Genomic DNA, 12,342 nt, shown 5'->3' with positions numbered 1-12,342 from the left:
CGTCCGGCGCGCGTCACCGCGCGGCCAGCTCCTTCACGATCCTGGGCCCGAGCTCGGTCACGTCGCCGGCGCCCATGGTCAGGACGATGTCGCCGGGCCGGGCACGGGCCGCGACCAGGGCGGGCACCCCGTCGCGGTCGGGGGCGTAGGCCACCCGCTCGGCGGGCAGCGCCACCTTGCCCGCCACCAGCGCCCCCGACACCCCCGGCTCGGGATCCTCGCGGGCGCCGTAGACGTCCAGCACGATGGCCTCGTCGGCCAGGCCGAGCGCGACCCCGAACTCGTCGGCGAAGAACCGGGTGCGCGAGTACAGGTGCGGCTGGAAGACCGCGATGACCCTGCCCTCGCCGGAGGAGAAGGACGCGACCACGTCCCTGGCCGCGCGCAGGTCGGCGGCGAGCTCGGTCGGGTGGTGGGCGTAGCTGTCGAAGACCGCCACCCCGCCGGCCTCGCCCTTGGCCTCGAAGCGGCGCTTGGCACCGGTGAAGAGCGCCAGGCCGTCGCGGATCTCCCCGAAGGAGACGCCCAGCTCCCCGGCCACCGCGATGGCGGAGGCGGCGTTGAGCGCGTTGTGGCGGCCGGGCACGGCGAGCCTGACCTCACCGTGACCGCGCAGCGTGAAGGTCAGGCCCAGCCCCTCGGGCGCGATGTCGCCCACCCTCAGGTCGGCGTCCTCCGCCTCCCCGTACGTGATCACCTTCAGCCCGCGGGCGCGGGCGATCGGGATCAGCGCGGCCGAGCCGGGGTCGTCGGCGCACAGCACCATCGTGGTGGCGACGCGCTCGACGAACCGGGCGAAGCTGTCGTGGACCGCCCGCGGGTCGCCGTAGTTGTCCAGGTGGTCGGGCTCGACGTTCGTCACCACCGCGATGTCGGGGGCCAGCATCAGGAACGAGCCGTCGCTCTCGTCGGCCTCGGCGACGAACACCCCGCCCGAGCCCTCGTCGGCGCCCAGCCCCGTCGTCACGAGCTGCCCGCCCACGCAGTACGAGGGGTCGGCGCCGCACTTCTGCAGGGCGACGGTGAGCATCGAGGTGGTGGTGGTCTTGCCGTGGGTGCCGGCCAGCGCCACCCCGGTCCTGCCCGCCATGACCGAGGCGAGCGCCGCGGCCCTGGGGATGACCCGCAGGCCCTGGCGGAGCGCCTCGCCCAGCTCGGGGTTGGAGTCGCGGATCGCGGTGGAGACCACGACGGTGTCGACCTGCCTGACGTGCGAGGCGGCGTGGCCGATGTGGATCCTGGCCCCCAGCTCCCGCAGCTCGGTCACCATCTCGGAACCGCGCGCGTCGCTGCCGGAGACCGGAACGCCGCGCTTGAGCAGGATGCGCGCGATCCCGGACATCCCGGAACCGCCGATCCCGATGAAGTGGACCCGTCCCAGATCGCCCGCCGCGACCGGATCCACCAGCTTGACCAGGCTCATCGGCCGCTCACTCCCCCTCGCGCGACGCGCAGCACCCGGTGCGCCAGCGTCGTGTCGGCGTCCTTCCTGCCCATCCTGGAGGCCGCCTCCGACATGGCGACGACCCGCTCGGGATCGGACAGGACGGGCAGCACGTTGTTCAGGATCCACTCCGGCGACAGCTCGGCGTCGTCGACCATCAGGCCGCCGCCGCCGTGCACGATCGGCGCGGCGTTGAGCCGCTGCTCGCCGTTGCCGTGCGGCAGCGGGACGTACACGGCCGGCAGGCCCACGGCCGTCATCTCCGCGCAGGTCATGGCGCCGGCGCGGCACAGGGCCACGTCGGCGGCGGCGTAGGCCAGGTCCATCCGGTCGACGTACTGCAGCACGACGTACTGCGGGTCGCCGGGCGGCGGCTCGTACTCCAGCGTGTTCCTGGGGCCGATGACGTGCAGCACCTGCACGCCGGCGCGGCGCAGCGCCGGGGCGGCGGCCAGCGCGGCCTGGTTGAGCGAGCGCGCCCCCTGGGAGCCGCCGGTGACCAGCAGGGTGGGCAGGTCGGCCTCCAGGCCGAACCAGGAGCGCGCCTTGTCGCCCATGGAGATGCGGTCCAGGTCGGCGATCTGGCGGCGCAGCGGGATGCCGACGTACTCGGCGCCGCTCAGCGGGGTGTCGGGGTGGCCGGTGAAGACGTGCTCGGTGAGGCGCGCGCCCAGCCGGTTGGCCAGGCCGGGACGCGGGTTGGCCTCGTGCACCACGATCGGCACGCCGCGGCGGCGCGCCCCGAGGTAGGCGGGGGTCGCCACGTAGCCGCCGAAGCCGACCAGCACGTCGGCTCCGAAACGTTCCATGATGGACGCGGCCGCGCCGACCGCGCCCGCCAGGCGGCCCGGCACGCTCAGCAGGCTGGGGGTCAGCGAACGCGGCAGCGGCACCGCGGGGACCAGCTCCAGCGCGTATCCCCGGTCCGGCACCAGCCGGGTCTCCAGGCCGCGCTCGGTGCCGAGGCAGGTGATGGCGATGTCGGGGTCGAGTCTGCGCAGCGCGTCGGCCAGGGCCAGTGCCGGTTCGATGTGACCGGCCGTCCCGCCACCGGCGAGGACCACCCTCATTTCGGTCCTTTCGCTCATCGTCGTCCGCGGACCGGCCACAGTCTGCGGGCCGGACCACCCAGGCCAAGCCAGCTTAGGCCCCGCGCCACCGGTCCGGGGCCATGGGCGGCGAGCGCCTCGCGGGCGCCGGGTTCCTGCTTGGCGAACGACAGCAGCATGCCGAGGGCGGCCAGGGTGGGCAGCAGGGCCGACCCTCCGTAGGAGACCAGCGGCAGCGGGATGCCGGTGATGGGGAACACGCCGATGACCGCGCCGATGTTGACGATGGCCTGGCCGACGATCCAGGCGATCGCGGCGACGGAGGCGAGCCGGACGAACGGGTCCTTGACCCGGGTGGCGACCCGCAGCCCGGCGTAGCCGAGCAGCCCGAACAGCGCGACCACCACGAGCGTGCCCATCAGGCCGAGCTCCTCGCCGAGGATGGAGAAGATGAAGTCGCTCTCGGCGTGCGGGATCCAGCTCCACTTCTGCCGGCTGGAGCCCAGGCCCAGGCCGAACCAGCCGCCGCTGCCGATGGCGATCTGCCCCTGTACGGCCTGGAAGCCCGAGTCCTGCGCGTCGCCCCACGGGTCGAGCCAGCCCTTGATCCGCTCCGAGCGGTAGCCCTCCGTGGTGATCATGACGATGGTGGCGAGCACCGCCACCGCCAGGATGCCGCCGAACAGCCTCAGCGGCGCGCCCACCACCCACAGCAGCGACAGGAAGATCATCATCAGCACCAGGGTGGTGCCCAGGTCCCTTCCCAGCATGACCATGACGGCCAGGATCGCGGTGCCCGGCATCAGCGGGATGAACAGGCTGCGCCACTCGATCAGGCCGCCCCGCGCCTTGCGGGCCAGCAGGTCGGCCCCCCACAGCATCAGCCCGAGCTTGGCCGGCTCCGACGGCTGCAGGTAGATCGGGCCCAGGTCGATCCAGCGCTGGGCGCCGAGCTGGGAGGTGCCGACGAACAGCACCAGCACCAGGCCGAGCAGCGAGAGCACCATCAGCGGGTACCCGGCGAGCCGGAAGAACCGCGGCGGCAGCTGCGCGCAGATCCACATCAGGGGCAGGCCGAGCGCGGCCGAGATCGACTGCTTGAAGAACCAGTAGAAGGGGTCGCCCACCTCCTGCAGCCCCTTGATGCTGGAGGCCGACAGCACCATCATCAGGCCCAGCACCAGCAGCAGCCCGCTGCACCCCAGGATCAGGTAGTACGAGGTCAGCGGCCGGTTGAGCATCTCGCGCAGGGCGAGCAGGTGCTCGCGGAACCCGTAGGGACGCCCCGGGGCGCCCCCCGGGCGGCCGGGGGCGCTCTCCGGACGTCCTGGGGTGCCCTCCGGGCGGGCGGGGGCGCCCTCGTGCGCGGTCGTGCTCACGCCCGCGCGCCGCCGTCCGGCTCGGCGAGGCGGTGCACGGCCCGGGCGAACGCCTCCCCCCGGGCGGGGTAGCCGGTGAACATGTCCCAGGAGGCTCCGGCCGGGGCCAGCAGCACGGTGTCCCCGGGGGCGGCGAGCCTGGCGGCTTCGGTGACGACGCGATCCATGACCCCAGTGTCTTGCCCGTCCACCTCCACCACCGGAACATTCCCGGCGTGTCGCGCCAGAGCCTCGCGAATTCGTCCGCGGTCGACGCCCAGGAGCACCGCGCCGCGCAGCCGGGGCGCGGCACGGCGCACCAGGTCCTCGACGTCGGCGCCCTTGAGCTGCCCTCCGGCGACCCAGACGATCGAGGGGTAGGCGGCCAGTGACGCGGCGGCCGCGTGCGGGTTGGTGGCCTTGGAGTCGTCCACGTAGTCGACCTCGGCGACCCTGGCCACGTACGCGATCCGGTGCGGGTCGGGCACGAAGTCCAGCAGGCCCCGGCGGACGGCGGCGGGGGGCACCCCGTAGGCCCTGGCCAGGGTGGCGGCGGCGAGCGCGTTGGCCACGTTGTGCGGCGCGAACGGGCGGACGTCGTCGAACGAGGCCAGCTCCTCGGCGCCGGTCACCGGGTCGGCGGTGAAGGCCCGGTCCACCAGCAGGTCCTCGACCACGCCGACCTGGCCCGGGCGCGGCACGCCGAGGGTGAAGCCCACCACCCGCGCCCGCGCGGGCCGCGGCACGTCCGTGGGCCCGCCCCCCGGCACGTCGGCGGGTCCCGTCACAGGGCCCGTCACAGGCTCTGCGGGCCCGCCGGTGCCCGGGGACCCGCTCGCGGCCGCGCCGGGGTCGTCCAGGTAGGGCTCGGCCAGGCGGGAGGCCCACGCGTCGTCGGCGTTGTACACGACCGTCCCGGCGCGGGCGAAGATCTCCCCCTTGGCGCGGGCGTACTCCTCCATGGAGCCGTGCCAGTCCAGGTGGTCGGGCGCGACGTTGAGCACCGCGGCGGCGTGCGGGACGATGCTCGGCGAGCGGTGCAGCTGGAAGCTGGACAGCTCCACCGCCAGCACCTCGGCGGGGCCGGCGACGGCCTCCACCACCGGCGTCCCGACGTTGCCGACGGCCAGGGCGCGGTGCCCGGCGGCCAGCAGCATGGAGGTGAGCATCCGCACCGCGGTGGTCTTGCCGTTGGTGCCGGTCAGCGCCAGCCAGGGGGCGGCTCCCTCGGGGCGGACGCGCCAGGCCAGCTCGACCTCGCCGATCACCTCGATGCCGGCCGCCGTGGCGGCGGCGAGCATCGGGTGGTGCGGCGGCCAGCCGGTGGTGACGATCGTCGTGGTGCCGGGCGGGGGTCCGGCGGGCTCGCCGAAGCGGACCTCGACGCCGAACGCGGCCAGCCCGGCGGCGGCCTCCCTGGCCCGCTCGGTGTCCCTGCCCTCCAGGACGACCACCTGCTCGCCCCGGGCGGCCAGCACGCGGGCGGCGGCGACGCCCGACACCCCCAGGCCCGCGACGCAGATCACGCGACCCCCCGTACCGGAGCGTGGTTCACGGGGGCCTCGTGCGCGGAGGCGGCGTCCGGAAAGGCGTCGTTCACAGTCTGGGCATCCATTCCACGTAGAACAGGCCCAGTCCGGCGGCGGCGCACAGGCCGGCGATCAGCCAGAAGCGGACCACGATGGTCGTCTCGGCCCAGCCGGATAACTCGAAGTGGTGCTGCAACGGCGCCATCCTGAAGACCCGTTTCCCGGTCATCTTGAAGAAGCCCACCTGGATGATCACCGACAGCGTGATCAGCACGCACAGGCCGGCCAGGATGATCAGCAGGAGCTGGGTCCGGGTGGTGATGGCCAGACCGGCCAGCACGCCGCCCAGGGCCAGCGACCCGGTGTCGCCCATGAAGATCTTCGCGGGCGGGGCGTTCCACCACAGGAAGCCGACCAGCGCGCCGAGCACGGCCGCGGCCACCACGGCCACGTCCAGCGGGTCGCGCACCCAGTAGCAGTTGGGGCCGAGCTGGGTGGTGCAGCTGTTGCGCAGCTGCCAGTTGCCGATCAGCACGTACGAGCCCAGCACCACCCCGGTGGCGCCGCTGGCCAGGCCGTCCAGGCCGTCGGTGAGGTTCACCGCGTTGGAGAAGCCCACGATCATGATCAGCACCCAGACGGTGAACCCGACGATGGTGATGGAGGGGCCGAAGTCCCTCAGGAACGACAGCCGCGTCTCGGCCGGGGTGATCAGGTACTCGTTGGGGAAGCGGGTCACCAGGACCGCGAAGACCGCGCCCACGACGAGCTGGCCCAGCGCCTTGGCGCCGCTGCGCAGGCCGAGGCTGCGCTGCTTGTAGATCTTGATGAAGTCGTCGAGGAAGCCGACCGCGCCCAGCCCGGTCATCAGGAACAGCACCAGCACGGCCGAGGCCGTGGGCGGGGTGAAGCTGTAGAGGTGGGCGCAGGCGAAGCCGACCAGCGAGGCGATCACGATCACCGTGCCGCCCATGGTGGGGGTGCCCCGCTTGTCGTGGTGGCCCGAGGGCCCCTCCTCCCGGATGCTCTGCCCGTACCCGCGCCGGGAGAACAGCCGGATCGCCAGTGGCGTGCCCAGCATGGACAGCAGCAGGCTGACCGTGGCCGCGACGAGAATCTCCCTCATCGGCGGTCACCTCCCAGCAGCGCCGCGGCCACCCGTTCCAGCCCGGCCGCGCGCGGTCCCTTGACCAGCACGACGTCGCCGGGCTCGAGCAGCGCGGACAGCTCCTCGGCCGCGCGCTCCACGTCGGCCGCGTGCGCGAGGCGCGTGCCCGTCCCGGCGTCCCGTACGGCGGCCTCGGCGCCCGCCAGGATCGGCTCGGCGTCCGCGCCGACCACCAGCAGGCCGGCCAGGCCCGCGCCGCCGGCCAGGCGGCCCAGCTCCTCGTTGAGCGCGTCGCTCTCCTCGCCCAGCTCGCGCAGGGCGGCGACGACGGCGAAGCGCCGGCGCCCGCCCGCGAGCGCGTCCAGGGCCGCGAAGGCCGCGCGCATGGAGTCGGGGTTGGCGTTGTAGGCGTCGTTGACGACGGTCACGCCGTCGGCGCGGTCGCCGACCTCCATCCGCCAGCGGCTGCGCGGCTCGGCCTCCGACAGCTCCTCGGCGATGGTGGCGACCGGCAGCCCGAGCTCGTAGGCGGCCGCGGCGGCGGCCAGCGCGTTCTGCACGGCGTGCTCGCCGTACAGCCGCAGGGTGACCGGGGCGGCGCCGGAGGGGGTGCGCAGCCGGAAGGAGGCGCGGCCCCGCTCGTCGACGGTCACGTTCTCGGCCCGTACGGCCGCGCCCTCGCCCCGGCCGTACCAGGTCACCCGGGCTTCGGTGCGATCGGCCATCGCGGCGACCAGCGGGTCGTCGGCGTTGAGCACGGCCACGCCGTCGCCGGGCAGCGCCTCGACCAGCTCGCCCTTGGCGCGGGCGATGGCCCCCCTGCTGCCGAAGACGCCCAGGTGCGCGGTGCCGACGTTGAGGACCACGCCGATGCGCGGCGGGGCGATGCGGGCCAGGTGGGTGATGTGCCCGGCGTCCCTGGCGCTGAGCTCCAGCACCAGGTACCGGGTCTCCTCGCCCGCCTTGAGCACGGTCAGCGGGTGGCCGATCTCGTTGTTGAACGACTCCACCGGCGCGACCGTCGGGCCGATCCTGGCGGCGAGCCTGGCCAGCAGGTCCTTGGTGGTGGTCTTGCCCGCCGAGCCGGTGACGCCGACGACGGTGACGTCCGGCAGCGCCGCGTGGACGGCGGTGGCCAGGGAGGCCATGGCCGTCACGGTGTCGGCGACGACGACGGCCGGGACCTCGCCGACCTGCCGGGACGCCAGCACGGCGACCGCGCCGCCCTCGACGGCCCGCGCGGCGAAGTCGTGCCCGTCGGCCCGTTCCCCCTTGATGGCGACGAACAGCGCCCCGGGTTCGACGGCGCGGGAGTCGATGACGACCGGGCCGCGCACCACCGCGCGTGGGTCGGCCGTGCCCGTGAGGGCCCCCGAGGTGATCTCGGCGATCCTCGCCAGCGGCAACGGGATCATGATGCTTCTTCCCTACTCTCCATACGTGCTTCGGCGCCCGGTGCGGTTCCTGCGCCTGACGATCGCGTCGGCCACGACCTGCCTGTCGTCGAAGGGGAGCACCTGGTCGCCGACGTACTGGCCCTGCTCGTTGCCCTTGCCGGCCACGACGACGACGTCCCCGAAGCCCGCCCGGCCGACGGCCAGGTCGACGGCCGCGGTGCGGTCCGGCTCAATGATCACATGTGCGCGCCCGTCCTGGGGCACGCCGAGAACTCCGTCCATCATCTCGGCCAGGATCCGCAGCGGATCCTCCGAGCGGGGGTTGTCGCTGGTGAGAATAGCCACATCTGCGAGCCTTGCGGCGGCTTCTCCCATCATTGGGCGTTTACCGCGGTCGCGGTCGCCACCGCAGCCGAGCACCACGATGAGCCTGCCCTTGGTGATCTCACGCAGCGAGCGCAGCACCGACTCGACCGCGCCCGGCTTGTGCGAGTAGTCGACGATGACCTGGAAGTCCTCGCCCGAGGGGACCCGCTCCATCCGGCCGGGAACGCCCGCGAGCGTCCCGACACCGGTCACCGCGGCCCGCAGCGGCGTCCCCGCCTCCACCAGCGCGACGATCGCGCCCAGGGCGTTGGCCACGTTGAACGGGCCCGGCAGGTTGATCGAGACGGTCTCCTCGACGCCACCGGGGCCCACGACGTGGAAGACGCTGCCCTCGGGGCCCAGGTGCACGTCCGTGGCCCGCCAGTCGGCCCCGGGGTCCCCCAGGGCCGAGAAGGTGGTCATCGGGACCGTGGCGACGTCCAGCAGCGCGCGCCCGTGGGCGTCGTCGACGTTGGTCACGCCCGCGCGGCTCAGCCCGGCGGTGAACAGCCGGGCCTTGGCCGCGAAGTAGTCGTCGAGGTCGCGGTGGAAGTCGAGGTGGTCCTGGGACAGGTTGGTGAACAGCGCCACGTCGTAGACGACGCCGTCGACCCGGCCCAGCGCCAGCGCGTGGCTGGAGACCTCCATGGCCGCGGCGGTGACGCCCCGCTCGCGCATCAGCGCGAACAGGCCGTGCAGGTCGCTGGCCTCGGGCGTGGTGAGACCTGAGGGGAGGTGCAGGTCGCCGACGTGGATCTCCACGCCGCCGATCAGGCCCGCCCGGTGCCCGGCGGCCCGCAGTCCGGCCTCCAGCAGGAAGCTCGTGGTGGACTTGCCGCTGGTCCCGGTGACGCCGATGACCGCCACGTCGGCGGCGGGGTCGCCGTACACCCAGGCCGAGACCTGACCGAGCAGGGCGCGGGGGTCGGGGACGACGAGCACCGGCAGACCGGTCGCGACGGCGGCCGCCCGGCCTGCCCCGTCGGTCAGGATCGCGGCGGCACCCGCGGCGAGGGCCTGCGCGGAGAAGTCGGCGCCGTGGGCCGTGGCCCCCGGCAGCGCGACGTAGAGGTCTCCGCGGCACACCCGCCGGGAGTCGATGGTGACCCCGTGGACCGCGGCGAGCGGCGCTCGCGACGTGCCCGAGGGCGCGCCGATGAGGCTCGCCAGCCCCGAGAGCGGGCGGGGTGAACTGTCTGAGGGTCGCATGGACGACGGGGGACGCACGGCGAGAGCGTACCTTCACTCGTCACTCCCCGGCGCGTATCCGCACCGGGGACGGCCGGGTTCCGGTCGGCGGGATCTTCCCGCTCTTCAACGCGAACGTCATCACCTTCTTGAAGACCGGGGCGGCGATCTCACCGCCGTAGTACCCCTCCTGGGGGTCCTGCAGGACCGCCAGGACGACGAGTTCCGGCTTGTCGGCGGGGGCGAACCCGACGAACGTCGAGGTGTAGCCGCAGTAGCCCCGGCACCGGGTGTCGTAGCGCATCGCGGTGCCCGTCTTGCCCGCCACGCGGTAGCCGTCGATCGCGGCGAGGTTGCCGGTGCCGCTCTCGCTCACCGCGGCCTCCAGCATCGCCGAGACCTCCCGCGCCGTACGCTCGCCGACCACCCGGGTCCGCTTCGCCGGCGGGGACGCCACGAAGGCGCCGCTCGCGTCGGTGGTCCCCGCGACCACCTGGGGCGCGACGCGCAGCCCGCCGTTGGCGATGGTCTGGTAGACGCTGGCCGTCTGCAGCGCGGTCACCGAGACGCCCTGGCCGTAGGAGATCGTGCAGCGCTGGCTGCCCGACCAGTCCTTCCAGTCGGGCAGGAGACCCGCCTCCTCCCCCGGCAGGCCGGTGCCGGGCCTGGCGCCGAACCCGAAGCGCTGCAGCATCGAGTGCAGCTTCTCGTCGCCGATCCGCTGGGTGGCGAGGATGGTGCCCACATTGCTGGAGGTCGCCACGACGCCGGAGAAGGTCAGCCGCTCGACGGGGTGCGGGTGGGAGTCCTTGAGCACCCGGTCGGCGCACCTGATCTGGTCGGGGACCGTGAACAGGGTCTCGGGCCGCACCGCCCCCGACTCCAGGGCCGCCGCCGCGGTGATCACCTTGTTGGTGCTGCCCGGCTCGAACACGTCGGTGACCGACCGGTTGACCCGGTTCTCCTCGGAGGTGGCCATCCAGTTGCCGAGGTCCAGCTCGGGCGCGTTGGCCATGGCGACGACCTGCCCGCTGCGCGCGTTCATCACGATGACGCTGCCGGTACGGGCGCCGGTGGCCTTGACCTGGTCGGTGATCGCCTTCTGCGCGGCCCACTGGACGTCGCGGTGGATGGTCAGCCGCACGTCCCTGCCCTCGACGGGTTCCTGCAGGGTGCTGCGGGTCATCGGGATGCGCTGCCCGTTGCGGCCCGTCTCGATGATCTGCTCGCCGTCTCGCCCGGCGAGCAGCTTGTCGTAGGTGCTCTCCAGCCCGGCCAGCCCGGTGCCGTCGGTGCCGACGAAGCCCAGCAGGGTGCCCGCCAGGTCGCCGCCCGGGTAGTCGCGGCGGTAGCGGTGCTTGCTGCCCACGCCCTTGAGGTCGCGCGCCATGATCCGCTGGGCGACCACCGGGTCGGCGGCGGCGGCGATCTGCCCGTAGCGGCTGCCCGGCTCGGCCAGTTTGGCCAGGATCGGCTCCTTGGCCGTGTTCAGCTCCTTGGCCAGGATCGTGGCCACCTGGTCGCGCCTGTCGGGGGCGATCTCCGAGGGGTCGACGAAGATCTCGCGCGCCTCCAGGGTCAGCGCGAGCTCGTGCCCGTTGACGTCGGTGATCGATCCCCGCCTGGCGGGCAGCTTCTCGCCCTGGACGCGCTGCTTGGCCGCCTCGGCCGTGTAGACCTTCGAGTCCAGGCCCTGCAACTGGATCAGCCGCCCGGCGAAGATGGAGAGCACGAAGGTCATCGCCATCAGGCCGATGCCGATGCGCCGGCGGGGGTTTCCCAGGCGCAGCACCGCGACGGGGCGCGCCGGGGGGCGGGGCGGCCTGCCGCCGCCACCGCGCCCGGCCGGGCGCGGGTGCTCGCGCTCCCACGGACGGCCACCGCCGCGACGCCAGAAGGGGCCCGCCACGCCGGGCGGCCCGCCGGCGCGCAGGGGGCGCGACGGCCCGCGCGGCCGATCGGCTCCGGGCGGCCTGCGGGTCGTCCCCGCCGCCCCTGGTCCACCGGGGCCGCGCGCCGTGCCGGGTCCACCGGGCCCGCGGGTCGTACCGGGGTCACGGGGCCCGCCGGTCCCGGGGTTCGCCCCGGGGTCACCGGATCGGCCGGGCCTGGGGGTGGCTCCCGGATCGCCTTGTCCGCCGGGCCTGCCGGTCGTCCCGGCGCCCGCCGGCCTCCCCGGGGGCCTGAGGGGCCTTTGGGGCCTGTCGGCGCTCCCGGGCGTGCCGCTCCGGTCCGAGCGCGCTCCGGGACGGCCCTCGGGCCGTCCGGCCCTGCCCGGCGCGCCCGAGGCGGGCGGCCTGGCGGCCGGGCCCTGCCGTCCGGGAGGGACCTTCCTTCCGGACGGGCCGGGCCTGCCGGCGGAGGCCGGTCCGCCCGTGGAACCCGGCCCACCGGATCCGCTCGGCCCACCGGACCCGCCTGATCTACCGGACCCGCCGGCTCTGTCGGATCCGCCTGATCTGCCGGACCCGCCCGGTCCGACCGGCCCGCCCGATCTGCCGGACCCGCTCGTGGGGGCCGATCTGCCGGACCCGCTCGTGGGGGCCGGCCTGCCGGAGCCTCCCGGCGTGGCCGGTCCCGCCGCGTCCCTGCCCGCGGGACCCGGCGCCCTTCCGGCCGGGCCCGACGCCGGCGGCCTGCCCGGCGCGGCCGGCTTGCCGGACCTCTCGGGCCTCCCGGATCTGTCCGCTCTTCCCGGCACGCGCGGGCCGCCCGGGGACGCGGGCGAGCCCGTCCCGGCGGAACCGGCCGGGGCCGATCCCCTGCCCGAGCCTCCGGAGGCGGGCGGCCGCGCGGGCCGGCCCTCGGGAGGGGGCGGGACCGCGGGCCCGGCCGCCTGACCGGCCCTGCCGGACCGTCCGGTTCCCGGCCGGGCACCGGACGTCCTGTCCGGCCCCTTGTCC

The 12,342-nt window shown here is 74.6% G+C and carries 9 protein-coding genes; 1 reads left to right on the top strand and 8 read right to left on the bottom strand.

Annotation, left to right across the window (positions count from 1 at the left end; genetic code table 11):
* Nucleotides 1-13: 13 nt before the first annotated feature.
* From murC to ACLQ2R_RS24935, 8 genes are all read right to left on the bottom strand, one after another.
* Entirely contained in the window at nucleotides 14-1,423 is a 1,410-nt protein-coding gene (gene murC / locus ACLQ2R_RS24970) for a UDP-N-acetylmuramate--L-alanine ligase (protein WP_425962969.1), read from the bottom strand.
* Nucleotides 1,420-2,514, bottom strand: coding sequence for an undecaprenyldiphospho-muramoylpentapeptide beta-N-acetylglucosaminyltransferase (murG, locus tag ACLQ2R_RS24965; RefSeq protein WP_425962968.1), 1,095 nt, complete (start codon nucleotides 2,512-2,514; stop codon nucleotides 1,420-1,422). Before murG ends, murC begins: the two co-directional genes overlap by 4 nt.
* Nucleotides 2,515-2,528: 14 nt before the next feature.
* Complete coding sequence (gene ftsW, locus ACLQ2R_RS24960) at nucleotides 2,529-3,872, bottom strand: putative lipid II flippase FtsW (protein WP_425962967.1); 1,344 nt, start codon at nucleotides 3,870-3,872, stop codon at nucleotides 2,529-2,531.
* The gene (locus ACLQ2R_RS24955) at nucleotides 3,869-5,377 is read right to left on the bottom strand and encodes a Mur ligase family protein (RefSeq protein WP_425962966.1); all 1,509 of its coding nucleotides are present in this window, start codon (nucleotides 5,375-5,377) and stop codon (nucleotides 3,869-3,871) included. The genes ftsW and ACLQ2R_RS24955 overlap by 4 nt, the downstream gene beginning before the upstream one ends.
* Nucleotides 5,378-5,447: 70 nt before the next feature.
* Nucleotides 5,448-6,506 carry a phospho-N-acetylmuramoyl-pentapeptide-transferase gene (gene mraY / locus ACLQ2R_RS24950; protein ID WP_425962965.1) on the bottom strand — a complete coding sequence of 353 codons (1,059 nt, stop codon included), beginning with the start codon at nucleotides 6,504-6,506 and terminating at the stop codon, nucleotides 5,448-5,450.
* The gene (locus ACLQ2R_RS24945; protein WP_425962964.1) at nucleotides 6,503-7,903 is read right to left on the bottom strand and encodes a UDP-N-acetylmuramoyl-tripeptide--D-alanyl-D-alanine ligase; all 1,401 of its coding nucleotides are present in this window, start codon (nucleotides 7,901-7,903) and stop codon (nucleotides 6,503-6,505) included. The genes mraY and ACLQ2R_RS24945 overlap by 4 nt, the downstream gene beginning before the upstream one ends.
* Nucleotides 7,904-7,915: 12 nt before the next feature.
* The gene (locus ACLQ2R_RS24940; protein ID WP_425962963.1) at nucleotides 7,916-9,460 is read right to left on the bottom strand and encodes a UDP-N-acetylmuramoyl-L-alanyl-D-glutamate--2,6-diaminopimelate ligase; all 1,545 of its coding nucleotides are present in this window, start codon (nucleotides 9,458-9,460) and stop codon (nucleotides 7,916-7,918) included.
* A gap of 40 nt (nucleotides 9,461-9,500) precedes the next feature.
* The gene (locus ACLQ2R_RS24935; protein ID WP_425962962.1) at nucleotides 9,501-11,348 is read right to left on the bottom strand and encodes a peptidoglycan D,D-transpeptidase FtsI family protein; all 1,848 of its coding nucleotides are present in this window, start codon (nucleotides 11,346-11,348) and stop codon (nucleotides 9,501-9,503) included.
* Between the two features lie 601 nt (nucleotides 11,349-11,949).
* On the opposite strand from ACLQ2R_RS24935, the gene ACLQ2R_RS24930 reads away from it, so the two are divergent.
* A complete protein-coding gene (locus ACLQ2R_RS24930) occupies nucleotides 11,950-12,279 on the top strand; it encodes a hypothetical protein (RefSeq protein ID WP_425962961.1) in 330 nt (109 codons plus the stop codon).
* Nucleotides 12,280-12,342: the final 63 nt, after the last annotated feature.

This window comes from Streptosporangium sp. DT93 (genome assembly GCF_049844535.1).
In the GTDB taxonomy this organism is placed as follows: domain Bacteria; phylum Actinomycetota; class Actinomycetes; order Streptosporangiales; family Streptosporangiaceae; genus Streptosporangium.
Note: the sequence above shows the minus strand (reverse complement) of the source record. Positions and strands in the feature narration are given on the sequence as shown.